We start from the raw sequence: 23,718 nt of genomic DNA, 5'->3' as shown, positions 1-23,718 counted from the left end.
CTCGTCAATCCGCGCCCGCGCCGGGCGCTGCGTCGGCGGCGGCGCCGCCACTGTCATCTCGCCGGGAACGCGCCACCGCCCGGGCACCGAGCTCGTGCCAGAGCGCCGCCGGGCGGCCCAGGCGTACCGCCTCGGACCGGCCCAGCAGGTAGTAGGGCGCGACCCGGAGCTGCGGCGTGAGACCACGGGCGCCGCACACGTGCATGGCCAGCCGGGTCACCTCCAACGTCGTCTCCGCGGCCAGGGCCAGCGCCTGGGTGCCGACCACGCCGAACGGACGATCCGCGTCGGCCGTCTCCGCCGCCCGTTCCACGAGCAGCCGCAGCGCGGCCACCTCCGCGTACGCGCCGGCGAGCGCGAACTCCACGCTCTGGAAGTCGCGCAGCCGCCGGCCGAACTGTTCCCGGGCGCCGGTGTGCCGCACCGCCTCGCCCAGCGCTCCCTGCGCCAGCCCGAGCAGCAGGGCGGCCTGGCGGATGCGTGCCCGCCCGACGACGCCCTCCGGGCAGTCGTCGAGCGCCACGTCCCGACAGAGCACCCGCTCACCCGGAATACGGACCCCAGCCGCGTCCGTGACGCCCGGGACCTCGGCCGACGGCACCGTGCTGCCGGCCGGCAGCAGCGCCAGCGCCGGGCCGCCCTCGACGGCGACCGGCAGCAGCACCGCCACGTTCGTGCCGTCCACGGGGATCGCGCCCGACGCCTTCCACGCCCCGTCGCCGTCCGGGGCGGCCGTCACCGACACCCGGTCGAAACCCCCCATTTCCGCCGGCACCGCGCCGGCGACCAGTTCCGCGAGCAGGTCCTCGGACGCACCGCCGGCGAGCGCCGCGTCGATCGCCGCCGCCACCGCCGGGTACGGCGTGACGGCCGCCGCCCGCCCGAGTTCCTCGGCGACCACCACCGCCGCCCCGAGTCCCAGCTCCATGCCCCCGGCGGCGACCGGCACGTCCAGCGTGCACGCCCCGCCCCGCCGTACGGCGTCCCACGCGGCCTGTGGGTCCGCGCCCGACGCGTGCACCGGCACCCGGGCGAGCCGGCCGCGCATCACCTGCCGCAGCCGGTCTCGCATCGGATCGGAGGGGCCACCGGCGGTCGAGTCCGGGTCGTCCAGCGCGAGGTTCGCGATGATCTGGAGCATCACCTCCGAGGCACCGGCGGAGAAGGTCAGACCCGGCGCCTCCCGGTACGCCGCCTCCAGCACGTCCGCCCGCCACCGCCCCAGCACCGCAGGGTGGTAGCCGAGCCCGTGCGCGCCGACCGCCCAGCCGGCCACCTCCTGCGCCAGCTCGCTGCTGTACAGCTTCGCCACAGCGGTGGCGGCCTCGTCGGCCGTGTCGGTGGCCTCCAGCCTCGTCAGCACGGACCAGGCCAGCGCCCGGCTGGCCGCGAGCCGGGCGTCGAACCTTCCGGCGTCGACGAGCAGCGCCGCCTCGGCCGGGCTGTCGTCGTGGCCGAGTCCCGCCACCGCGGCCTCGTACCATCGCTCGGCCTTGAGCGTGTAGTCCAGGCCGGTCCGCTCGATCGCCAACGCCTGCGACAGCAGCGGCCAGCCCTGCCCGACCTCGCCGAGCACCGCGTCCGGCCCGACCCGCACCCCGCTCAGCTCGACGCGGTGGAACTGCTCGTCGGCGATGCTCGGAATCCGGCTGCGGGAGACCCCGTCGGCGTGCAGGTCCACCAGGAACAGGGTGATGCCGTCGTAGCGGCCCGCGCCCGATCCGGTACGCGCCGCGCACAGGCCGAGATCGGTGATGTCGCTCTTGAGGCTGAACACCTTGACCCCGTCGAGGCGCCAGCCGTCCCCGTCGGGAGTGGCGGTGGTCCGCAAACCGCCCAGGTCGGAGCCGGCTTCCGGCTCGGTGTAGAGGACGCTGGCGAAGCGTTCGCCCCGGGCCATCGCGGGCAGATGCGCGGCCTTCTGTTCCGGGGTGCCGGCGAGCAGCAGGAACAGCGCGACGATCTGAATGGTGTTGACGTGCAACGTGTCCGGCACGTCGGCGCGTACCAACTCCTCGTAGACGATCGCCGCGGCGCTGTGCCCCAGGCCGTCCCCGCCGTACTCCTCGGGCCAGTTCGGCGCGAGCAGCCGCAGCCGGCCGAGGTGGCGGTAGACCTCCCGGGCGTCCGGCTCCGACTGCCCGCCGGACCGCAGCGCGGCCAGCTCACGGCGCAGCTCGGGGTCGGCCAGCCGGTCCCGCACGGACCGGCGGAACCGCTCGTGGCCCTCGTCGACGTCGATAGTGGTCTCCATCGGTCACTCTCCTCGATCCGCGCGGCGCATCGCTTCCCGCACCACCGCCGCGACCGCGCCGACCGGGCCGGCGCCCAACAGGGTGTAGTGGTCCTCGCCCGGCACCGACCGGGTCCGCAGATCCGGTGCCACCTGCTGCCAGGCCGGCCCGTGGTCCGGCGACAGGCCGGCCCGGACATACCAGACCGGACCCTCGTACCGGCCGGGCCGGTGGGCGGCCAGCGCCAGCGCGTTGCTGCGGCAGACCTGGTAGCGGGCCTCGATCTCCGTGGCGGTCAGGTCGGCGGTGAGGCCGGCCCGCGCCGCCAGTTCGGCCACGCCCGGTTCGGTCCCGTCGGCCGCGTACGCCGGCTCGGGTGGCGGCAGGCCGGCGGTGCGGCACAGGTCGTGCAGGAAGAAGCGGCGGATCGCCGCCTCGTCCTCCGGTGGGCCCGGCCTGGGGTACGCCGCGTCCAGCAGCACCGCCGTCCCGCCGGCCCGGCGGGCCATCTCGTAGGCGACGACGCCGCCGAACGACCAGCCCGCGAAGACCCACCGACGCTCGGTCTCGTCCAGCGTGGCCAGGTAGCGCTCGGCGAGACCGCCGAGGCGGTCGGCGTCGGGCAGGTCGTCGGCCGGCCGGTCCGCCGCGAAGCCCCACACCGGCTCGTCTCCGCCGAGGGCGGACACCAGCGCCGCGTAACAGAGGACCGCGCCGCCGACCGGATGCACCAGCACCAGGCCGCGGCGGCCGGCGCCGGGCCGCAGCACCGCCGGACCGTCCGGTTGCGGCACCGACCGGTGCCGCAACCGGGCCAGCAGCGCCCGCTTGGCCGGTGAGAGCGCGGCTTCCGGTCCCACCTCGCGTACCGCTCCGGCCGACGGTACGGAGGTCACGACGCCTGCCCCTGCTCGGCGGCGAGCATGGCCGCGGCTTCCTCGTCGCTCATCGACTCGATCATCCGCAGCAGGTCGTCGTCGTTGATTTGGCCGGCCTGGGCGGTGCGGATCAGGGCCGCGAGCCCTCGTACGGTCGGGGCGCGGAAGAAGTCGGTCAGCCCGACCTCCACCCCGAACTGCCGGCGGATCCGCGACACCACCTGCGCGGCGCCGAGGCTGTGCCCGCCCAGGGTGAAGAAGTTCTCCTCCGGGCCTACCTGCTCCAGGCGCAGCACCGGCCCGACCACCTCGCGGGCCAGCGTCTCCTCGGTCTCGTCGGCGTAGCGCGCCTCGCCGGCCGCCACCTGGGGGGTCTCCGGCGCCGGCAGCGCACGCCGGTCGACCTTGCCGCTGGTGGTCAACGGGATGTCGGCGATCCGGACGAAGTGGGCCGGCACCATGTAGGGCGGCAACTGCTCGCCCAGCGCCGCGCGCAGTCGCTCGTCGGCAGGCGGTTCACCGGTCAGGTATCCGACCAGATGCCGTTCGCCGCGGTCGTCCGCCCACGGCTGCACGACTGCCTGCCGCACGCCGGGCACCTGAGCCAGCACGGCCTCGATCTCGCCCAGCTCGATCCGCAGTCCGCGGATCTTCACCTGCTGGTCGATCCGTCCGCAGAACACCAGCGCCCCGTCGTGCTGACGGCGGACCAGGTCGCCGGTGCGGTACAACCGGCCGCCGGGCGCGGTCCCGAACGGGTCGTCGAGGAACTTCTCCGCGCTGAGCTCGGGCCGGTTGAGGTAACCACGCGCCAGACCGAGCCCGCCGATCACCAGCTCACCGGGTACGCCGACGGGTACCGGCTCGCCGTGCGGGTCGAGCACGTGCGCCACGTGGTTGGCCATCGGCAGCCCGATCGGGGGCGAGGTGTCCCAGGTGCCGGTGCACTCCTGCACCACCATGGTGACGGTGCACTCGGTCGGGCCGTAGCCGTTGAAGAAGCGCCGGCCCTGGTTCCACCGGTTGACCAGCTCGCCCGGGAACGCCTCGCCGCCGACGAACGCGATGCGCAGCTTCGGCAGCCGCTCCGGTTCGAGCAGCGCCATCAGCGACGGCGGCAGGTCGATCACGGTGATCTCGGCGCGTTCCAGCAGCGCCTGCAACCTGTCGATCTCCAGCCGGTCCTCGTCCGGCACCACGTAGAGGCGGGCGCCGGTGAGCAGGGCCGAGAACATCTCGAACACCGACACGTCGAAGGTGACAGCGGCGAAGCCGAGCACCCGGTCCTGCGGGGTGAGCTCGAACAGCTCCTGCACCGAGGCGATGAAGTTGGTGACGGCGCGGTGCTCGATGAGCACCCCCTTCGGGGTGCCGGTGCTGCCGGAGGTGTACAGCGCGTAGGCGAGGTCGTGCGGGGCGGGGGTCACCGCCGCCACCTCCGCCCGGTCGACCTCGGCCGGACGGTCGAGGTGTACGACGGCCGGCCCGTCGGCCGGCAGCGCGCCGCCCGCCGCGGTGGTGCTGACCACCGCGACCGCCGAGCTGTCGGTCAGGATCGCCGCGATCCGGGCCGCCGGATGTCCCGGGTCCAGCGGCACGTAGCCGGCTCCGCAGCGGAGCACCGCGAGCACCGCGGCGACGAGGTCGGCGCCCCGGGGCAGGCAGATCCCCACCAGGGTGTTCGGCCCGGCGCCGGCCGCGCGCAGCCGGCCCGCGATCTCCTCGGCCCGCCGGTCCAGCTCCGCGTAGCTCAGTTCGGTGTCGCCGACCACCACGGCGACGGCGTCGGGACGCTCGGCCACCTGCCGGGCGAACAGCTCCACCACCGTCGTCTCCGGCCGCTCGCGGCGCGGACCGTCGAACTCGTGCAGGAGCCGTTCCCGCTCCCCCTGGTCCAGCAGTGGAATCTCGGTGACCTTGCGGTCCGGGTCCGCGACCACCGCGGACAGCAGCCGCCCGTAGTGCGCCATCACCTGCTCGATGGTCTCCGGGTCGAACAGGTCGGTGTTGAACTCGACGTTGAGGTCCAGCCCGCCGTCACGCTCGAACAGGTTCCAGCTCATGTCGAAGCGGGACGTGCCGGGGCTGAGCAGGACCCGTTCGGTCTCCAGACCGGGCAGGGTGACCTCACCCTCGGCGTTCTGGAAGGTGAACGCGATCTGGAAGATCGGCGAGCGGGACGGGTCGCGGTCCGGTCGTACCGCCTCGACCAGCTTCTCGAACGGCAGCTCGCCGTGGGCGAACGCCTCCTGCACGGTGGGGGTGACCCGTCCGGCCAGTTCCCGGAAGGTCGGATCGCCTGCGACGTCGGCGCGCAGCACCAGCATGTTCACGAAGAACCCGACGACCGCCTCCACCTCCGAGTGCTGCCGGTTCGCCGTCGGCGAGCCGATGACCAGGTCGTCCTGGCCGGTGTAGCGGTGCAGCAGGGCGAAGAACGCCGCCACGTAGACGCTGTACGGGGTGGTTCCCAGCGAACGGGCCAATTGCTGCACCGCGCCGGGGCCGCCCACCGGCAGGAACCGGCGGATGAACGTGCCGCGGTAGGTGGCCTCCGCCGGCCGCGGGCGGTCGGTCGGGAACTCCAGCACCGGCGCCCCTTCGAGGCGCTCCCGCCAGAACCCGGTGAGCCGCTCCAGGTTCTCCTCGCGCAGCCAGTCCCGCTGCCACAACGCGTAGTCCGCATACTGCAACGGCACCGCCTCGAGGTCGGCCCGGTCTCCGTCGACCGCCGCCCGGTAGCACTCGCCCAGTTCGCGGACGAACACACCCAGCGACCACCCGTCGAAGACCACGTGGTGCACCACGAAGACGAACAGATGGTCGTCGTCGGCGATCCGGATCAGCCGCGCGCGCCACAGCGGCGCGCGTCCCAGGTCGAACGCCTCCCGGGCCAGTGCCCGGGCCGCCTCGACGGCGGCCTCCGCACCGCCTGTGACGTCCTGCACCGGCAGATCCACCGGCACCTCGGCCGCCACCACCTGCACCGGCCCGTCGTCCCCGTCGGCCATCCGGGCCCGCAGCGACTCGTGCCGGGCCACCACGGCGGCCAGGCCCGCGCGTAGGGCGTCCGCGTCCAGGCGGCCCCGCAGCCGGAAGCACACCGGCACGTTGTAGGTCGGCTGTCCCGGGGCCAGCCGGTCCAGGAACCAGAGTGTCTCCTGGGCATACGACAGCGGCGAGCTGTCACCGCGCGGGCGTGGCGTGGGACCGGCGGCGGTGTCCGGCTCGTCGTCGCGCAGCAGGGCGAGCAGTTCCGCGCGGCGGTCCGCGGGCAGTCGGGCCAGCCGCTTCATCAAATCGTTCACGATCGGCCTCCAGGGCTGATGGCGGAAGGGGAAACCGCGGCGGCCGGCGGGCGGCGGCCGAGGTCGGTGACGGCGAGGCGGAGCACCTCGATGCCGCGCCGGTAGTCGTCGATCAGGATGTGCTCATCGGCGGCGTGGTCGAGGGTGCTGTCGCCGGGCCCGTAGGTGGCCATCGGCACCGGCCACACCTCGGCCAGGGTGTTCATGTCCGATGTCGCCGTCTTCAGCTTCGGCCGGGGCGTGCCGCCGACCTCGCGGATAGCCGCGGTCAGCGCCCGCACGACCGGATCACGCCGGTCGCTGCGGACCGCCGAGACGGAGTTGAGCAGTTCGAGGCCGCCGCCGCGGGAGACGGCACGCAGCCGCTCCAGTAGCGCGGCGTCGTCGAACCCCACCGGGGTCCGGTAGCTGAGCTCCAGTGTCGCGTCGGTCGTGTCGCCCGACATCGCCACCAGGGTGACGCCGGGCAGGTCGAACGCGGCGTGACTGACCTCGGGCCCGGCCGCGGCGATCGCGTCGTGCCAGAACGCGGCGGCGGCCTCGGTGGCCTTCTCCACCGGATTGCTCGGGTGGGTCGCCGCCCGGTGCACCCGGTACCGCAGGTCCAGCTTGCCCTTGTAGCCGATCACCACGTTCTGCCAGCCGCTCGGCTCGCCCACCACCACGGCGTCCGGGCAGGGCCAGGTGGCGCGCACGTGCATCGCTCCACGAGAGCCCGGGGTCTCCTCCTCCACCACGCCGGCCACCACCAGCCGGCCGGGGAAGTCCGCCGACGTCGCGGCGGTCATCACCATGGCCGCGAGCGGGCCCTTGGCGTCCACCGCGCCCCGCCCGATGATCCGGTCGCTCTCCCGGCGGGGCGTCATCGGGTCCGGCACGGTGTCGAGATGGCTGAGCAGAACCACGGTGGGCCCGTCTCCGGTCCCGGTCACGCCCACCACGTTGCCTACCTCGTCGACGTGCGCGTCCAGGCCCAGCCCGGTCATCGCCTCGGCCAGGAACGCCGACAACCGGTGCTCTGCGCCGGAGGGGGACGGGATGCGGACCATCTCCTCCAGAAGGTCCACATCGGATGTACTGCTCATCAGGACGCCCTCGCCAGCGACTCCTGCCGGACCGGCTGGTTCGGGACCGGCTGTTCCAGGGCCACCTGCGTACCAGTGCCGGACAGTGCCCGGCGCACCGGACCGCGGCAGCGGCCGTCCGCCACCAGCACCCGGCGCACGCCACCGAGCAGGGCCTCGCGGGCGGCGACCAGCTTCAGTGCCATCCCGCCCCGCGCCCACCTGGGCGGACGGCCGGACGGCGGCACGTGGCAGATCGGCAGCACCGAGTGCTCGTCGCCGGGATCCTGCTGAACGCCGGGGGCGCCGGTCAGCAGCACCAGGGACTCGGCACCGAGCGCCGCGGCGACGGCCGCCGCGGCCCGGTCGGCGTCGATGTTGACGATCTCGCCGTCCGGCGTGATCGCCGGTGGAGAGATCACCGGTACCGCGCCGGCATCGAGGAGGCTGCCCAGGAACTCCCCGTCCACGGTGTCCACCACGCCGGAGTGGTTGTCGCGCACCAGGACGACCCGGCCGTCGACGACCGCCCGCTGAGCCTTCTTCCGACGCGCGACCAGAAGGCCCGCGTCGATCCCGGTGAGACCGACCGCCCGGACCCCCTGCTCGACCAGGCAGCGCACCAGGCGGGGCTTCACCCGGCCGGCCAGGGCGAGGGTGACCACCTCCAGGGTGCGCTCGTCGGTGTGCCGGGCGCTCACCCCGTCCGGGGCGACCTGCTTGCGCTGCGGTACGCCGAGCTGCTGCGCCAGATCCTCGATGTCGGCCGACCCGCCGTGGACCACCACCACCCGCCGGCCCTGCCGGACCAGTTCGGCGACGTCCTCGCACACCGCGGCGGCGTCCACGTCACCGTTACCGCCGCACTTCACCACCGTGACCGGTGGACGTCCACTGTTCTGCTTCATCAGATCGTGCCTTCCTCCAGAGACGCTGACAGGGCCGCGTGGGTGAGGTCCGTCAGACCGGGTGCAGACCGGGAAACTCCAGGCCGAGCCGCTCGGGCCAGCCCATCCGTACGTTCAGTGACTGCACGGCGTTGCCGGCGCCGCCCTTGACCAGGTTGTCCAGGGCGGATACCGCCAGCAGCCGGCGCGAGTCGGGTTGGAGCGCGAAACCGACGTCGCAGAAGTTCGAGCCGAGCAGGATCTTCGGTTCCGGCAGCCGGTACAGGCCCCGCCGCTGGGCAACCACCCGCACGAACGGCTCCTCGGCGTAGCGGCGCCGGTAGGCGGCCCGCACCTCCTGCTCGGTGACGCCCTCGCGCAGCCGCGTACGGCACACCACCTGGACGCCGCGTACCGCCTCCACGCCGGTCGCCGTCATGGTCGGCCGGACCCCGCACGCCTGGGCGATCTCCGCCTCGTGCCGGTGGCCGGAGGTGGCGAACAGCCGCAGCGCGCCGCTGCGCTCGGCGTGCAGGTTGGCCTCGCCGGCGGTGGCACCCGACCCACTGGATCCGGTACGGGCGTCCACGTCCACGTCCGGCTCGATGAGCCCCGCGTCGGTCAGCGGGGTCAGCGCCAGGATCGCGGCGGCGGCCATGCAACCCGGCACGGCGATCCGGTCCGCGCCGGTGAGTTGCTCGCGGGCCAGCTCCGGGAAGCCCGGCACGAACTCGTCGAGCAGTTCCGGTGCCTCGTGGGGCTCACCGTAGTAGTGCCGGAAGACCTCCGGGTCGCGCAGCCGGAAGTCGCCGGACAGGTCGATCACCGTCTTGGCCAGCGTGGCCAGCCGCGGCAGCGTCCGCATCGTGGTTCGGTGCGGAGTGGCCAGGAACAGCACGTCGTACCCGGTGAGCTGCTCCTCGGTGCAGAAGGTCAGATCGGTGACACCGCGCAGGTTCGGGTGCGGGCCGTCCACCCGCTTGCCCGGGAACCGCGAGGAGACCGCCGCGGCCACCTCCACCCGGGGGTGGCCCAGCAGCAGCCGCAGCACCTCCCCACCGATGTAGCCGGCCGCGCCGACCACCGCTGCCCGGATCATCCGGCACCGCCTCTCGTCAGGTCGTGGAACCGTCGTGCCACCAGGTCCGCGATCACTCCCGCCACGTCGATCCGCCCCTGGTGGGCGGCCTGCAACCCGGCGAACTCCACGCCGGCGTTGACCTCCAGCGCGTACATGGCGCCGTCGCGGTCCTCGACCACGTCGACCCCGGCGATGTCCGCGCCGACCGCCTCCGCGGTGGCCACCGCGAGCTTGGCCAGGCGGTCGTCGAGCGGGCACGGCTGTGTGCCCGCGCCCTGGGCCACGTTGGTGCGCCAGTGGGCCGACCGGCGGTACGCCGCAGCGACCGGCTCGCCGTCCACCACCACGACCCGGATGTCCCGGTCCGGCTTGTCGATGAACTCCTGGAGGTAGATCAGGTGCGCCTGCGGGGCGGGCAGCGCCGCGCAGTGCTCCAGCACCGCCTGGGCGGCGTCCGGATCCCGCACCAGCGAGACCCGGCGCCCCCAGGAGGAACTCAGCGGCTTGACGACCACCGGATAACCGAGCCGCTCGATCTCCTCGGCGGCCGCCTCCGGGGTCAGGGCGAGCACCGTGCGCGGCGTCGCCACGCCGGCGCGCTGCAGCGCCAGCGAGGTCAGCCACTTGTCACCACAGGTGCCGATGGCCGCCGCCGAGTTGATCACCGGTGTGCCGGCGGCCTCCAGGCTCACCGCCGCATACCGGGCCCGGGTCGCGGAGATCTCCCGGTTGAGGACGAGGGACCACGGCCCGACCGGGGCGCCGACCCCGGCGGAGAGGCGACGCGGGTCGACCTGCTCCACCGGGAGCCCGCGCTGCTCCAAGGCATCGAGAATGCTCTTCTCCTCGGCCCGTACCCGGGAGGCCAGCACGGCCAGCCGGGCCGGGCCGTCAGTGACGGCGCTCACTCGCCCCAGTCCTCCTCCGGCTCCGGCGCCAGCGCGAAGGTGACCGGGCTGATGCTCAGCACCTCCAGTTCACTGCGACAGTCGGGGCACTCGACCAGCTCGGACGGACGCAGACCGGCGCCGGTGGGGACGGTGGTGGCGCACTCGGGACACGCGCTCATTGCTCGACCTCTCTTCTGACACGACCCGAACCGTTCGGGTCGACAACTGGGTGCCCTCCCCGGCGGGGGTTCGCCGGCGGGCTGAATCGGGACAGGTGCTCGCGTACGGCGGCGGCCACCGCCGGGGCGGAGATGCCGTAGTGCTCCAGCAGCGGCTCGTGTCCGCCCACGTACGAGGCGAAGGTGTCCGGCATGCCGACCCGCACCACGGGCACGGGACCGTGCTCGGCGAGCGTCTCCGTGACGGCGCTGCCCAGGCCGCCGCCGCGCCAGTGCTCCTCCACGGTGACCACCAGCCGCGCGCCGGCCGTGGCGGCGCAGAGGCCGGCGACGTCCAGGGGCTTGACCGTGTGCATGTTCAGCACGACCGGCTCGATCCCCTCGGTGGCCAGTTCCTCGGCGGCGGCCAGCGCCGCGCGCACCGGATGCGGGCCGCACGCCACCAGGACCACCTCGTGGCCGGGCCGCAGCATCTGCACCTGGCCGATGACAGGCGGCTCCGCCGTGGGGACGGCGGGCGTGGCCTTGCGGCCGAGCCGCAGGTACAGCGGCCCGGGCAATCGCGTGGCCTGCTCCATCACGGCCTCGACCGCGGCGGCGTCCGCCGGTACCACCACCGTCATGTTGGGCAGCGCCCGCATCACCGCGAGGTCTTCCAGCGCCTGGTGGGTCGGGCCGAGGTGACCCGCGGCGAGCCCACTGTGGGTGGCCGCGATGCGTACCGGCAGGGCGTTGTAGGCAATGTCGATCTTGACGGCCTCGATCGCGCGGGCCGCCGCGAACGCCGCGAACGTGTTCACGTACGGCGTCCAGCCGGCGGCGGCCATACCGGCTGCGACACCCATCAGGTTCTGCTCGGCGATGCCGAGGTTGACATACCGGTCCGCGGCCGCGCCGAAGTCCACCCCGCCGAACAAGCCGGTGTCGGTGTCCAGGCAGATCAACTTCGCCTGCTCGGCGAGCTGCGCCACCAGCCGGTCCCGGTACGCCTCGCGTGTCGCGCGGGCCGGCACCACTGTCGCGTCAGTCATCGCCGTCACCTCGTGCCTGCCGACGCAGCGCGGCGCTGGCCCGTGCGTGCTGCCGCTCGGTGAACCGGACGTAGTGGCTGGCCACCCGGTCGGCCACGAACGGCACACCGGCGCCCTTAACGGTCCGCGCGATCAGCACGCTCGGCCGCCCTGGCGTCCACGGCGCCGCGCGCAGCGCCGACCGCACCTGAGCCATGTCGTTGCCGTCGACCTCGCGCACCGCCCAGCCGAAGGACCGCCACCGCTCGGCCAGCGGCTCCAGCGGGCAGATCTGCTCGGTGGCGCCGGTGAGCTGGAGTCCGTTGCGGTCCACCACGGCGGTGAGCTGGTCCAGGCCCAGGCCCGCAGCCCCGGCCGCCGCCTCCCACACCGAGCCCTCCTGCAGCTCGCCGTCACCCAGGGCGACGTACGTCCGCCGAGGGCTGCCGTCGAGGCGGGCGGCCAGCGCGAATCCGACGCCCAGGGCGAGTCCGTGTCCGAGCGATCCGGTGGGCATCTCCACGCCGGGCACCGCGCGCACCGGGTGCGCCATCAGCCGGCTGCCCGGCCGGCCGAAACCGGCCAGCTCGGCGGGGTCGAAGAAGCCCCGCTCGGCCAGCGTCGCGTACAGGCCGACGGCGCCGTGGCCCTTGCTGAGGAGGAAGATGTCCCGTTCCGGTGCCTGCGGACGCTCCGGGTCGACGGTCAGCACGTCGAAGTAGAGCGCGGTCAGCACCTCGACCAGCGACATCGAGCCGCCGAGGTGACCGCCCTCGCCACCGGTGCAGACGTCCACGATGTGCTGCCGGATGCGCCGGGCGCGATCGGTCAGCTCCGCCAGGCTCCGCGGCGCACGCATGGCGGCGGGCTCCAGCACCGCCGTCACGACGCCCTCCCGGCGACCGCGGCCAGCACGTCCCGGTGCTGCCACACCTTCTCGAAGGCATCGGCGTAGCGCTGGAGCAGGGGTCCGGAGTCCGGGTGCAGGTGGCGCTTCTGCAAGGTCAGCGAGTCGTCGATGATCGCGCGGGCCACCGGGAAACGCTCGTCCGGTCCGGCCGTGCCCTCCGCGGCGGCCCAGGGGTACCCCGAGCCGAACCCGATCCGGTCGGTGAAGACCTTCTGCTCGGGCAGCGGCACCAACTGGTACTGCGACATCGGTACGCCTTCGGCACGCAGCACGCGACGCAGCGCGTCCCGCAGCGCGGTCGGCGCCACCTCGGGCAGTCCCAGCGCAGCCGGGTCGAACCGGAACCGCAGGATGTGCCACGCGTGGGTGGCGTGCTCGGGTGCGCCCGGCACGGCGATTCCGGGCAGGTCGCGCAACCGGTCCAGGAATCGGGTGACGTTCTCCTGGCGGTGGCGGGCGTAATCGTCGAAGCGGTCCAGCTGGCTGGCGGCGAAGGCCGCCTGGATCGGGTTCAGCTTGGAGTTCCACCCGAGGAAGTAGGAGATGTAGTCACGGGGCCGGCCAGACTCGATGACCTCGCCGAACTGGCGGCCCATCCGGACCTTCTCGGCCAGGGCCGGGTCGTCGGTGGTCAGCAGGCCGCCCTCGCCGCAGGTCGGCAGGTTCTTGGTCACCTGGAGGCTGAAGGCGGCCACGTCGCCCAGCGAGCCGACCGGCTTGCCCCGGTACAGCGCGCCGTGGGCCTGAGCCGCGTCCTCCAGGATCGCCAGGTCGTGCCGCCGGGCCAGCGCACCGAGCGCGTCCATGTCCGCCGGCAGTCCGTGGAGGTGGACCACGAGGATCGCCCGGGTACGGCCGGTGATCCGCCGCTCCACGTCGGCCGGATCGAGGTTGAACGTGACCGGGTCGACGTCGGCGAAGACCGGCACCGCCATCTGGTGCAGGGGCGCCAGCGCCGAGGCGATGAAGCTCAACGAAGGCACGATCACCTCGTCGCCGGGACCGATCCCCAGCGCGGCGAGGGCAAGCGACAGTGCCGTGGTGCCGTTCGACACCCCGACGCAGTGGGCGACCCCGGTCCGCTCGGCGAATCGTTGCTCGAGATCCCGTACCGCCGTCTCGTTCTCGGCGTTGGAGACGAGCTGGCCGCCGTCGAGCACGGTCAGCACCGCCTTGCGGTCCTCCTCGGTGATGATGGGCCAGGGCACCTGCCGGATGTCCCGTGGCACAGCCGGAGCACCGCCCAGCATGGCCAGCTTGGTCACGACGATCACTCTCCCGTCTCGGTGGTGAGGGTGGGTCAGAGGCGCCCGACGGCTCGGTCGACCGCCTCCACAGCGCACTGGTACCGCTGCTGGAGCCGCGCTCCGTGGTGTTCGAGGGACTCGGCCGCCGCCTGCGGCGCCGGCCACCCGTGGGCCGCGGTGACGCGCAGGCCGCTCCAGGTGTGTCCGACCGCCTCCACCGCCCGGCCCGCCTCGCGCAGGCAGGGCAGGTCCCGGTCGACCCCGACCGTGCGCAGCAGCTCGCCGTGCAGGCACGCCTGCGCCTGCATCGACCAGCCGAAGGGGTACACGTCGCGCACCGTCGCGGAGTCGCCGGCGGCAGCGGCGGCGACGACCTCGTCGAGGTAGCGGCGCAGCCCGGCCAGACCGGTCCACGCTCCGCCGTCCGACGCCGGCGCGGCGGTGAACCCGTCGACGTTCGCGCGGAGCGCCGCCCGCAGACCGTCACGGTCCAGGGGCCGCGAGTCGCCGATCTCGACCCGCAGGTAACGCCGGTCGATGCGGGTGGCGCTGAAGAAGGCGTCCTGGTCGTCCGCCGGATTCGCCGAGCCCCAGGCGGCGAGGAAGTCCTCGGCGCGGATGGGGCCGGTGAACGCCGGGGGTTGCGCGTCGGAGACCAGCACCAGGCCGCGGGCCAGGTCCACGCCGTAGACCACGATCAGGTGTGCGGCGTGTACGTCGTGGTATGCCGGCCGGAACGGCAGGTGGAAGTTGTCCACCGCGGCGATCGGCAGCCGTCCGGCGGCGATCTCGTCGGCCAGTTCGGACAGCGGATCCCGGTCGGCGGCCGGCGTCGTCCACTGCGACCGCACGTGGTGGTGCGGGGCGATGCTGCGGCCGAGGTCTTCGGGATGACGACTGGGGTGGTAGAACTCCTCGGTCCGCACGTCACCGGGGATGTGCCGGAACTCCCAGCCGGCGCCCAGCACCTCAAGCGGGTCACCGCCGGCCGTGTCGACCACCGCGGCGAACGTCGTCTGCAGACAGCTCAGCGGGTCGCGGTACCACAGCAGCGGGCGCCGCAGCGCCTGCGCCGGCCGCCGTCCGGCCCGGTCGGCCGATTCGGTCGCTCCGGCGCGCACGGCCGGCTCCGCGCCCTCGGTGGTGGTCGCCGTCGCCGTCATCGGTTCGCCTCCTCGACCGGACCGACCAGGGTGGCCGCGAAGACGTGCACCGCGATGTTGTGCGGCAGCCGGACCGCCGTGAGGTCGGCGCGACGCACCACCGGCACCCGCTGGCACCACATCGCGGCGGGTACGCCGAACTGCACGTGGTGCGGGTAGTGCATGAGTGGCGACTCGAAGGCGCGGGTCTCACCGAACGTCGCGGGCGCCGCCCAGAAGTCCGATACCCGCAGCGGCTCGAAGTCCACCGCGCCGTGCGCGAAGTGCAGCGCCATCTCGTCCTCGACCCGGCGCTCCGCCGAGGCGAGCAGGTACAGCCAGTCGTAGCGGCCCGGGGCCACGCGTACGAACTGCCCGTCGCACCGCACGTTGTCCGGCATGCCGGTGCCCAGCGGAGGCAACTGGAACGGAACTCCGTCCACGACCACCTGACTGCCCGCCGACGGCAGATGCTCGGCCGCGAAGGAGTTCCCCCAGACGTTGAACCGGCCGGCGCTCGTATCCTCCGCACGGGAGGCGCCGACGTTGTTGAAGTGTGACGCCAGATCCAATACGTGGGCGGCGATGGTCGCTGATGTCGGCACCCGCTGCTCCTTCCGCGAGAGGGCTTGTCGAGCCGGAACCCACATCCGAAGCTACGGCTGCTGCGACGTGGGAACAGCCGCGACAGAACGACATACAAGTCGCCGTGAGAGGGAGTTTGGAGCGTGTGACTACGTCTCTCGCACACGCCGGTAAGCGAAACTGGTAAATGGACCCGGAATATGGATTCCGAACGCGCGTGCGCGCCTTGAGGGAAGTAGTTTCGACCCTGATCCGACCGGAGACGACGGCGGCACCCGCCAGCCGGGGACCGGTCACCACGAGCCGGGAAGGACCGCACCGATGGGCTCTACCAGCAGATACGCGTCCGAACGGATGATGCTCACCATGTGGAGCGCGCCCCGCAGCCGTTCCACCGCGTTCGAGCGGATGATGATGGAGAGGGGTGACTTCACCGTCCTCCACGAGCCGTTCTCACACGTCATGGACTTCGGCTCGGCAACCGTGCTGGACCATCAGGTGACGAGCGAGAAGGAATTGCTGTCCACCTTGAAGGAAATGCCGGGGCGCGTCTTCTTCAAGGACACAACCGATTTTCACTACCCCGAACTACTGAACGACAAACCCTTCCTCCGCGACGGAGTCCACACGTTCATCATCCGAGACCCGCGGGAGGTGATCGAGTCCCACGCCCACCTGAACCCGGAGGTGTCCCGCGACGACATCGGCTTCGCGCGGCTGCACGAGATCTACGACGCGGTCGCCGACGCGACCGGCGAGGCGCCGGTGGTCATCGACTCCGACGACCTGATTGACCGGCCGGCCGACACCGTGGCCGCTTACTGCGCGCGCGTCGGCATCCCCTTCGACGCCGACGCGCTGCGCTGGCAGCCGGGCACGCCACGGCAGTGGCAGCGCACCGAGCGCTGGCACGAGGCCGCCGCGGCCAGCAGCGGGTTCTCCCGCCCGCCACGGCAGTACGCGCGCACCGTCGACAACGACCCTCGGCTGGCCGAATACCACCGCTATCACCAGCCGTACCACCAGAAGCTCTGGGAGCAGCGACTGCGCCTGGCGTGACGGGGCGTCAACCCACCTGGCGGCGGTAGACGGCCCGGCGTTCGTCCACCCGGCGCACCTGCTTGAAGCCGCACCTGCCGAACAGGGAGGCGGTGCCCATGTAGTGCGAGCCGTTGTCGCCGCACACCGGATAGCCCTCCACCACTGTGGCGCCCTGCTGCCCGGCGTACGCCACCGCGCCGTCCAGCAGGGCCGCCGCGAGTCCCTCGCCCCGGTGCTCCCGGGCGAGGAAGAAGCAGACCACCGACCACACCGGGGTCTCGTCGGTACGGCGGTACTTCGGCGAGCGTTCCAGCGAGCCGTACTCCTCACGCGGCGCCACCGAGCACCACCCCACCGGCTCGTCGTCCCGGTAGCCGAGTACGCCCGGCACCACGCCGGACCGCACCAGCTCGCGCAGCGCACGCCGGTTACCGGGACTACGGTTCGCCTCGAACTCGCTGCGACGCAGCCTCCAGAACATGCACCAGCAGCCGTTGGCAGCACCCCGGTCGCCGAACAGGCGCAGCAGGTCCGGCCAGCGCTGCTCGGTCAGCGGGTGACACACCAGCTCCTCCGTCCGGCCGCGCCCGCCCTTCGCCCGGCTCACGACCTCACCGGCTCCACCTTGCCGTCCAGCAGACAGAACTCGTTACCCTCCGGATCGGCAAGCACATGCCAGGTCTCCTTCCCGGTCTGCCCCACGTCGACCGGACGAGCGCCCAGCTCGCGGAGCCGCTCCAGTTCGGCCGCCTGATCCTGGTCGGTCGCGCTCACGTCGATGTGCAACCGCAGCTTCTCCCGCTTGGGATTGTCCGTGCGGTTGAACACCATCGTGGGCTGCGCCCCGCCAAACCCCTCACCAGGACCGATCTCCACACTGTCCGCTTCGTGCGTCAACACGGTAAAACCCAGCACCCCGCACCAGAAGGTCGCGAGTCGGTGCGGGTCATGCGCATCGAGCACAAGCTCGCTGATTCTGCACGCCATGCCCGGCCCGTACCCCGCCGCAGCGGAAACCACACCTACGGCAGATCTTGACGCGAACGCGGGCAACAGCCCACCCACATGAGCCGAGCGGAAATCACAGGGATGGTGACGGCCTTCGGCGACATCGCCGCCGCTCTTCGCGGCACCGACCCCGCGGACAAGGCCGAGGTCTACCGCCACCCGGCCTTCGGCTCCCCTACCAGCCAGAAACGCAAACGGTGCGCGCTGAAGTCGATCTCAGCGCACACCGTGGGATTATCGTTTGTGTCCGAGGGGCGACACGAACCATCGCCCCACCGTCGATGACGCTGGCCAAGACCTTGAAGCTCGCGCAAGTCCAGGTGCTGCGATGACCTCTCTGGGCTCGCGAGTCCCCATCGGGCGAGCCTCACCTTCGAGCCGACGGCTTAATCCTTTGCACACTGTCGTGGTGCCGGCCGCGAACACCCCAGAGGCGAGGTGGCGACGGTATCCGACTTTGCTGCTGCATCCCTGCCAAGGCCGTTCACTCACGCCGCGCGCGAGCCATCACTCTTGTGATCTTGATGGAAGGCGGCGCAGTCTGTGGCGTTGGCGCGAACTTACAGGGGGTGCATGCGAGCGTGACTCTCAGTCAGATTGCGATCGAGAAGACGACGAAGTTAGTCGAGTTCCTCGCGGACGTGACAGCCGCAGTCGAGCGGGACCCGGTGTGCGACATTCTGGAGGACCCGGACGCGCCTGATCCAGTCATCTGGCTCGATGCCCTGCCACGGGGCGTTCAGTGGATGGCTAGCCCCTCCGATGACGTGATCATGCGACTGCGTCCGTCTCGGCCACCAGCGGAGCCGGCACCACCGGAGTTGCTACACGAGTGGATCGACATGGACTCCGTGGGCGGGTTCGCTGGTTCCGTGCCACGCCTGCTGGACGCACATGGGCGCAGCGAGGACAGTCGCGGGGCGCCGCCGGGCCGGATTGTGCGCGCCTTCGACGCCTGGCTTGAGCAGTGGCAGGCATGGTCCGACGAGGCTCAGCGCCTACACGCTGTCGGGCGGTTATACGAGCAACTTGAGCGCGCTGCCAAGACCATGGAGCAGCAGGACGACGAGTACGAGTTCGTTCTCGGGATCGGTCTGCTTCGGTGGACAGCGCCGGACGGCACCCGTTTTCGTCGTCACCTCATGGCCGAGGGCGTAGTCGCTCGACTGGACAGAGCGACGGCCGAGGTGTCGGTGTCGATGGGGACGGGACGCAGAAGGATCGAAGACCGGGAAATTCTCGGCGATCAGGAGCTGTTCCGGAGTGAGCGTGGGAGGTATCGCCGTCAGGAGATCATCGACGGAGACATCCCATGGCTAGCTTTGTTGCCTCCGATCGTGAGCCTCATCGAAGAATGCCTGGATACGGCGGTACACCAAGAGGAGCATCCCGCGGTGACCTGTGACGAGCTGCCGAGCTTCCCGGTGGTCAGCTTGTCCCCAGCGCTGTTGGTACGTCGGCGTAGTCGGGCGCTCCTTGCCGAGGCTTACCAGCACATCCGAGAGGCGCTGCGACAACCTGATGCACAGGTTCCCGTCGCACTTGCTCAGCTTGTGGTGGACACGGAGCCCGCGCAGCGTAACCGGTGGCTGAGGAATCAGGGTGCTGTCAACGGCGACGTGCTCGGTAGCGACCCTCTCTTTCCCAAGGCGACGAACGATGAGCAGATGCACGTCATCGAGCTGCTTCGCACCGAGACGGGAGTCGTGGTTCAGGGGCCACCGGGCACCGGCAAGACGCACACGATTGCCAATTTGGTGTCGGCGCTCCTGGCGCGCGGTCAGCGGGTGCTCGTCACGAGCCAGAACGATCAGGCGCTTCGCGAGCTTCGCGAGAAGGTACCGGTGTCGCTGCGTGATCTCTGCGTACTGATGACCGATGGCAGAAACGCGGCTACCGAGGTCGGCTTCGGTCTTGACGCTCTGTCCCACCTGACCGCGTACGCCGATACCGAGGAACTGACCAAGCAGGTTGAGGCGCTTCGCGGTGAACGGCACGAGTTGCGGTCTCGGTCCGCCTACCTCAACCACCGCATTCAACAGCTACGTGAGGTGGAGTACATCGGTCACGACCCGGTCGTTCCCTGGTTCAGCAGAGAGCTCTACCGGGGATCACTTGGTCAGATCGCACGCCAGGTGAAGGGCAACGCAGTGAGGTTCCCCCGGTAGCTCGGAGGCTTTCGATCATGCTCTGATGGAGCTGAAGGGAGTCATCCGTGGCAGCACCGAAGAAGTACCCCGATGAGCTGCGTGAACGTGCGGTGCGGTTGTATCGGGAGTCGGACCCGAAGCCCGTGATCCGCCAGCTGGCCCGCCAGCTTGGCGTGCATCACGAGGCGTTGCGGAACTGGATCCGCCAGGATGAGGCCGACCGCGGTCAGCGCGACGACCGGCCGACGACCTCTGAGCTGGAGGAGCTTCGGCGGCTGCGGCGGGAGAACGCCGAACTGAAGCGGGCCAACGAGATCCTGAAAGCCGCCTCGGCTTTTTTCGCCTCGGAACTCGACCCGACCCGGCGACGGTCGTGACGCTCGTTGACGAGCTGAAAGATCGCTTCGGGGTCGAGCCCGTCCTCCGGGTCCTCAACATCGCCGTGTCGACCTACTACGGCTGGCTCGCCCAAGCCGCCAACCCCTCTGCTCGCCGACGCGAGGACGCGGATCTGATCGTGGAGATCGCGGAGATCCACGACGTGTCCGGTGGCACCTACGGCAGCCCACGGGTGCACGCCATGCTGCGCCGGCAAGGCCGGCACGTGGGCCGCAAGCGGGTCGAGCGGTTGATGCGCCAGCACGGTCTGCAGGGCGCGTTCCTGCGCAAGAAGTGGCGCATCCCGTCGACGCGGTCGAACCCGAAGGCGACACCGGCTCCGGACCTGGTCCACCGGCAGTTCACCGCTGCGGCGCCGAACCGGCTCTGGGTCGCCGACGCCACCCGGATCCCCTGCGGGCAGGGCGTGTTCTGGCTAGCCGCGGTGCGGGACGTGTTCTCCAACCGCATCGTGGGCTGGCGCTGCTCCGACCGGTGCGACACCGACCTGATCCTCGGCGCCCTCGAATACGGCATCTGGTCCCGCGACGTCCGCGACGGCCACCTAATCCACCACTCGGACAGGGGGTCGAACTACACGTCCTTCCGCTTCGCCCAACGCCTGGCCGACAACGGCATCCTGCCCTCCATGGGCTCGGTCGGCGACTCGTTCGACAACGCGCTGATGGAGAACTTCTGGTCAACGCTGAAGATCGAACTGGTCTACCGAAACTCCTGGCGGACCCGCGACGAAGCAGAGAACGCGATCTTCACCTACATCGACGGCTGGTACAACACCCGCCGCATTCAGAACGACCTCGGCTGGCGATCCCCAGACGAGTACGAAGCCGCCTGGCATGCCCACCAGGCCCGACAAGACCAGACGGCTATCGTTCAGCCTGAGCCCACCGGCGCCAGGTAACCAACCCTCCGGCAAACCGGGGGAACCTCAGCATGCTCCTGGCCCGGAAGCTCGGTGCCGCCGAGAACCCGCATGACGCGATCTTCGCCTCTCGACGCGGCACCTGGCTGTCGCCCAACAACGTGCGCCGCCAGTGGCGCCAGGCACGCGCCGACGCCGACCTCGACTGGGTCACCCCGCACACCTTCCGCAAGACCGTGGCCACCCTGATCAAGGAGGGGACCTACACCAAGAGCGCCGCAGCTCAGCTTGGGCACTCCAGCGAGGAGGTCACCGAGACCTACTACATCGCCAAGCCCGTCCAAGCCCCGGACGTGTCCGACATCCTTGAGCGACTCGGCACCAGCCGAAAGGGGCTGCAGCCACCAGCAGCACACAACGATGCACACCGATGACGAACTTGGTTGCCGTACCCCGTAAATGGGGGGTTTTCGGGGGGCGGTTCAAAACTTCATAGATGAAAGCGAAAGCCCTGACCAGCATTCTCGCTGGTCAGGGCTTTTTTTCTTGTCGGGACGGCCGGATTCGAACCGACGACCCCTTGACCCCCAGGACGTCGCGGTAGGCGTTCGCGCACGTCAGCAACGGTGCGCACGGCGGCGCGTCGTCGAGGGCTGCGCTGCCCGTGTCCGTCCGGGTTGGACGTGTGGTCCCCCGCTGGTCCCCGGTGCCACTGTTGGCTTCTGTGGCACTCCAACGCATCCAACCGTTGGATGTGGTCGTCCGCAGCACCTGCGGGTGCCGGCTTCCCGTCGCGCAGGCTTCGCCCTGCCGGGCCGGGCCTGCCCGGTCCAGGTGGAGCGCCCCACCGGACGTACGACCTGGGCCGGGCAGGCCCGGTCTGGCTGCCTGTGGTGTGCGGCGGGTGGCACCGGACTAGCCGGGCATCCCAGAGCTGCCCGGGTCCAAGGGCGGGTAGCCCTTGCCGCCGGAGGCGCGCTCCGGGTCGTAGGGCCGGAGGCCCTGCCCGCCGGAGGCAGGGGGCACCATGGCGGGATAGGCGAACGGGCAGTCTCGGCGAACCGCACCGCCTGTTTGGCCGTTCCCGCGTCTAGACCACTCAAGCCGTGGGGAACCGGTACGGGATCCGATTCAGCCTCCCTGCGGGACGGTCGAGAGCCGAGGAAGCGACTGGACGAGGTTTGGAACGATGACAGCGTGCGATCCTTGAGTGGACGATGGAGGAGCCAGCGAGAGCAGGCAGATACCGAACTGCGCCAACTTCCTTGGCGCCTTTCGGCGGCACTGGTCCTGGGAGTAGTGCTCGGCGGTGGCCTGCTCGCCCTCTGGTTACTGGAGGACTGGGCGAGCCGTCAAGGCGGGATGAGTCCAGCGGCGGAGGCGAAGCTTCGCCTAGAGGCGATCCGGACGGCACTGACAGTAGCGGCCGGCCTTGGTGCCGGAGTAACTCTTCTAGTAGCGTTGCGTCGTCAGTCAATTTCCGAACGTAGCCAGCAGCACATCGAGCGTTCTCAGCGTTTCGCCGAGGAGGACGCGCGAGAGCAACGGATCACTGCCTTGTATGTGGCAGCAGCAGAGCAGTTGGGAAGCGATAAGGCTGCGGTCCGACTGGCTGGGCTATATGCCTTAGAGCGGTTGGGACAAGACAATCCGAAGTTGCGTCAGACAGTGGTCGAGGTATGGTGCGCGTATCTGCGGATGCCGTACATACCTCCACTGAGGGTGCTGGAGCGGAACGAGCAATCGTCGCCGCAGTATGCGCCGTCGAGCGCTGAGGTACCGGAGCCGGTCGAGGAGCAGGGGCGGCGCGAAGAGCTTCAGGTGCGGTTGACAGCCCAACGACTGATCACCAACCATCTGAGCGTTCCTAATGAGACTGACTTTTCAGCTTCGATCACCTACTGGCGTGGCGCTACAGGCGAGCGCATGAGCCTTGACCTGGTCGGTGCAACCCTCGTCGGGTTCGACCTATCATCTTGTCACGTGGACCAGATCAATCTGGGTGGAGCACAGCTTCACGGCTACACCAACCTGACCGGAGCGCAATTCCACGGCCAGGCCCGCCTAAATAGGGCGCAGTTCTACGGATACGCCATCTTCAAAGAAGTGCAGTTCCATGACACGGCAGGCTTACGCGAAGCGCAGTTCTATGGTGGCGTAGACCTGGAGGGAGCCCAGTTTCATGAATACGCCGCCCTGGGCGGGGCGCAGGCACACAAGGAGGCCAACCTGCACGGAGCGCAGTTCTTCGGCGAGACGCGGCTCAGTGTCATGCAATTCCACGGGAACGTGGACCTGGGCGCAACAGAGTTTCGCGGCTATGTGGACGCTCGCGCGACACAGTTCCATGGGGACGTGAACTTGCGCTTCGCGAAGTTTCGCGCGCGTCTCGGTTTGCACAGCGCCCACTTTTACGGCTATCTCAGCATGCGCGGGGCGCAGTTCCAACATCCCTTGAACATGTCGGACGTTTGGGCCACATCCGTTGCGGAGCTACCACCCGGGTGGACTCTCGGCAGTGAACGGGGGCCAACCGGATTACTCCGGGTCGTTGCAGTAGTCGTCGATGACACAGGTCAGTCCGACGACCAACGTATGGCTTCAGGAGACGATGTCCACATCCAGGACCCTCCTTAATCCTCGACGTATCGCCGAAGCCCTGCATTCTGGTTCCAGAGATGAATGCAGGGCTTCGGCATGTCCGGCATGGTTGCGTGCGGCCGGGGTCGCCGCGCCGGGAGCGAAGCGGCAAGGCGCGGCGTGCGCCGGCCGCACGCAGCGGGCCGCTTGCGGCCCGCCTTGAAGACGTATGGAAAGTTCTCACCGGCGAGAATCCGGACAGA

General features: G+C 70.8%; 21 protein-coding genes. 6 read left to right on the top strand and 15 right to left on the bottom strand.

Annotation, left to right across the window (positions count from 1 at the left end; all coding sequences use genetic code 11):
- Nucleotides 1-4: 4 nt before the first annotated feature.
- From Q3W68_RS19085 to Q3W68_RS19025, 13 genes are read right to left on the bottom strand one after another with little or no spacing between them, the layout of a single operon-like run.
- Nucleotides 5-2,254, bottom strand: a complete 2,250-nt coding sequence (locus Q3W68_RS19085) for an acyl-CoA dehydrogenase family protein (protein WP_302906728.1) — start codon at nt 2,252-2,254, stop codon at nt 5-7.
- A gap of 3 nt (nt 2,255-2,257) precedes the next feature.
- On the bottom strand, nt 2,258-3,130 hold the full coding sequence (locus tag Q3W68_RS19080; RefSeq protein WP_302906727.1) for a thioesterase domain-containing protein: 873 nt from the start codon (nt 3,128-3,130) through the stop codon (nt 2,258-2,260).
- Nucleotides 3,127-6,420: an amino acid adenylation domain-containing protein gene (locus Q3W68_RS19075; protein WP_302906726.1), complete on the bottom strand. Its 3,294-nt coding sequence runs from the start codon at nt 6,418-6,420 to the stop codon at nt 3,127-3,129. Before Q3W68_RS19075 ends, Q3W68_RS19080 begins: the two co-directional genes overlap by 4 nt.
- Nucleotides 6,417-7,505, bottom strand: coding sequence for a M20/M25/M40 family metallo-hydrolase (locus Q3W68_RS19070; protein WP_302906725.1), 1,089 nt, complete (start codon nt 7,503-7,505; stop codon nt 6,417-6,419). Before Q3W68_RS19070 ends, Q3W68_RS19075 begins: the two co-directional genes overlap by 4 nt.
- Nucleotides 7,505-8,392, bottom strand: a complete 888-nt coding sequence (locus tag Q3W68_RS19065; protein WP_302906724.1) for a [LysW]-aminoadipate kinase — start codon at nt 8,390-8,392, stop codon at nt 7,505-7,507. The genes Q3W68_RS19070 and Q3W68_RS19065 overlap by 1 nt, the downstream gene beginning before the upstream one ends.
- Before the next feature lie 52 nt (nt 8,393-8,444).
- The gene (argC, locus tag Q3W68_RS19060; RefSeq protein ID WP_302906723.1) at nt 8,445-9,470 is read right to left on the bottom strand and encodes an N-acetyl-gamma-glutamyl-phosphate reductase; all 1,026 of its coding nucleotides are present in this window, start codon (nt 9,468-9,470) and stop codon (nt 8,445-8,447) included.
- Nucleotides 9,467-10,360: a RimK family alpha-L-glutamate ligase gene (locus Q3W68_RS19055; RefSeq protein WP_302906722.1), complete on the bottom strand. Its 894-nt coding sequence runs from the start codon at nt 10,358-10,360 to the stop codon at nt 9,467-9,469. Before Q3W68_RS19055 ends, argC begins: the two co-directional genes overlap by 4 nt.
- Nucleotides 10,357-10,521, bottom strand: coding sequence for a lysine biosynthesis protein LysW (locus tag Q3W68_RS19050; RefSeq protein ID WP_302906721.1), 165 nt, complete (start codon nt 10,519-10,521; stop codon nt 10,357-10,359). The genes Q3W68_RS19055 and Q3W68_RS19050 overlap by 4 nt, the downstream gene beginning before the upstream one ends.
- Entirely contained in the window at nt 10,518-11,552 is a 1,035-nt protein-coding gene (locus Q3W68_RS19045) for a transketolase family protein (protein WP_302906720.1), read from the bottom strand. The genes Q3W68_RS19050 and Q3W68_RS19045 overlap by 4 nt, the downstream gene beginning before the upstream one ends.
- Nucleotides 11,545-12,417 (bottom strand): transketolase, encoded by an 873-nt coding sequence (locus Q3W68_RS19040; RefSeq protein ID WP_302906719.1) that lies wholly within the window; start codon nt 12,415-12,417, stop codon nt 11,545-11,547. Before Q3W68_RS19040 ends, Q3W68_RS19045 begins: the two co-directional genes overlap by 8 nt.
- On the bottom strand, nt 12,414-13,706 hold the full coding sequence (locus Q3W68_RS19035) for a DegT/DnrJ/EryC1/StrS aminotransferase family protein (RefSeq protein ID WP_302906718.1): 1,293 nt from the start codon (nt 13,704-13,706) through the stop codon (nt 12,414-12,416). Before Q3W68_RS19035 ends, Q3W68_RS19040 begins: the two co-directional genes overlap by 4 nt.
- Nucleotides 13,707-13,741: 35 nt before the next feature.
- Complete coding sequence (locus Q3W68_RS19030; protein WP_302906717.1) at nt 13,742-14,851, bottom strand: BtrH N-terminal domain-containing protein; 1,110 nt, start codon at nt 14,849-14,851, stop codon at nt 13,742-13,744.
- Complete coding sequence (locus Q3W68_RS19025; RefSeq protein ID WP_302906716.1) at nt 14,848-15,435, bottom strand: hypothetical protein; 588 nt, start codon at nt 15,433-15,435, stop codon at nt 14,848-14,850. The genes Q3W68_RS19030 and Q3W68_RS19025 overlap by 4 nt, the downstream gene beginning before the upstream one ends.
- Nucleotides 15,436-15,781: 346 nt before the next feature.
- Here Q3W68_RS19025 and Q3W68_RS19020 point away from each other — a divergent pair, with 346 nt between their 5' ends.
- Entirely contained in the window at nt 15,782-16,474 is a 693-nt protein-coding gene (locus tag Q3W68_RS19020) for a hypothetical protein (protein ID WP_302906715.1), read from the top strand.
- A gap of 7 nt (nt 16,475-16,481) precedes the next feature.
- Here Q3W68_RS19020 and Q3W68_RS19015 read toward each other — a convergent pair whose 3' ends face one another.
- On the bottom strand, nt 16,482-17,063 hold the full coding sequence (locus Q3W68_RS19015) for a GNAT family N-acetyltransferase (protein ID WP_302906714.1): 582 nt from the start codon (nt 17,061-17,063) through the stop codon (nt 16,482-16,484).
- On the bottom strand, nt 17,060-17,623 hold the full coding sequence (locus Q3W68_RS19010) for a VOC family protein (RefSeq protein WP_368045748.1): 564 nt from the start codon (nt 17,621-17,623) through the stop codon (nt 17,060-17,062). Before Q3W68_RS19010 ends, Q3W68_RS19015 begins: the two co-directional genes overlap by 4 nt.
- Nucleotides 17,624-18,045: 422 nt before the next feature.
- Between Q3W68_RS19010 and Q3W68_RS19005 the strand changes: the two genes are divergently transcribed.
- The 5 genes from Q3W68_RS19005 (at nt 18,046) to Q3W68_RS18985 (ending at nt 23,512) form a co-directional block, all read left to right on the top strand.
- Nucleotides 18,046-19,632 carry an AAA domain-containing protein gene (locus tag Q3W68_RS19005; RefSeq protein WP_302906713.1) on the top strand — a complete coding sequence of 529 codons (1,587 nt, stop codon included), beginning with the start codon at nt 18,046-18,048 and terminating at the stop codon, nt 19,630-19,632.
- Between the two features lie 47 nt (nt 19,633-19,679).
- The gene (locus Q3W68_RS19000; protein WP_104113285.1) at nt 19,680-19,991 is read left to right on the top strand and encodes a transposase; all 312 of its coding nucleotides are present in this window, start codon (nt 19,680-19,682) and stop codon (nt 19,989-19,991) included.
- Nucleotides 19,988-20,914, top strand: coding sequence for an IS3 family transposase (locus Q3W68_RS18995; protein WP_302905756.1), 927 nt, complete (start codon nt 19,988-19,990; stop codon nt 20,912-20,914). Before Q3W68_RS19000 ends, Q3W68_RS18995 begins: the two co-directional genes overlap by 4 nt.
- Nucleotides 20,915-20,946: 32 nt before the next feature.
- Nucleotides 20,947-21,309 (top strand): tyrosine-type recombinase/integrase, encoded by a 363-nt coding sequence (locus Q3W68_RS18990; RefSeq protein WP_302906712.1) that lies wholly within the window; start codon nt 20,947-20,949, stop codon nt 21,307-21,309.
- A gap of 772 nt (nt 21,310-22,081) precedes the next feature.
- Nucleotides 22,082-23,512: a pentapeptide repeat-containing protein gene (locus tag Q3W68_RS18985; protein WP_302906711.1), complete on the top strand. Its 1,431-nt coding sequence runs from the start codon at nt 22,082-22,084 to the stop codon at nt 23,510-23,512.
- The last annotated feature ends 206 nt before the right edge of the window (nt 23,513-23,718 follow it).

The organism is Micromonospora sp. C28ISP2-4, assembly GCF_030519385.1.
Classification (GTDB): domain Bacteria; phylum Actinomycetota; class Actinomycetes; order Mycobacteriales; family Micromonosporaceae; genus Micromonospora; species Micromonospora tulbaghiae.
The sequence above is the reverse complement of the archived record's forward strand: the minus strand, read 5'-3'. Positions and strand labels throughout refer to the sequence as shown.

Bases quoted from the DNA above. Each gene is read 5' to 3' on its own strand.
- Q3W68_RS19065 (WP_302906724.1), bottom strand. From the start codon at position 8,392: ATGAAGCAGAACAGTGGACGTCCACCGGTCACGGTGGTGAAGTGCGGC.
- Q3W68_RS19070 (WP_302906725.1), bottom strand. From the start codon at position 7,505: ATGAGCAGTACATCCGATGTGGACCTTCTGGAGGAGATGGTCCGCATC.
- Q3W68_RS19050 (WP_302906721.1), bottom strand. From the start codon at position 10,521: ATGAGCGCGTGTCCCGAGTGCGCCACCACCGTCCCCACCGGCGCCGGT.
- Q3W68_RS19030 (WP_302906717.1), bottom strand. From the start codon at position 14,851: ATGACGGCGACGGCGACCACCACCGAGGGCGCGGAGCCGGCCGTGCGC.
- Q3W68_RS18990 (WP_302906712.1), top strand. From the start codon at position 20,947: ATGCTCCTGGCCCGGAAGCTCGGTGCCGCCGAGAACCCGCATGACGCG.
- Q3W68_RS19085 (WP_302906728.1), bottom strand. From the start codon at position 2,254: ATGGAGACCACTATCGACGTCGACGAGGGCCACGAGCGGTTCCGCCGG.
- argC (WP_302906723.1), bottom strand. From the start codon at position 9,470: ATGATCCGGGCAGCGGTGGTCGGCGCGGCCGGCTACATCGGTGGGGAG.
- Q3W68_RS19045 (WP_302906720.1), bottom strand. From the start codon at position 11,552: ATGACTGACGCGACAGTGGTGCCGGCCCGCGCGACACGCGAGGCGTAC.
- Q3W68_RS19020 (WP_302906715.1), top strand. From the start codon at position 15,782: ATGTGGAGCGCGCCCCGCAGCCGTTCCACCGCGTTCGAGCGGATGATG.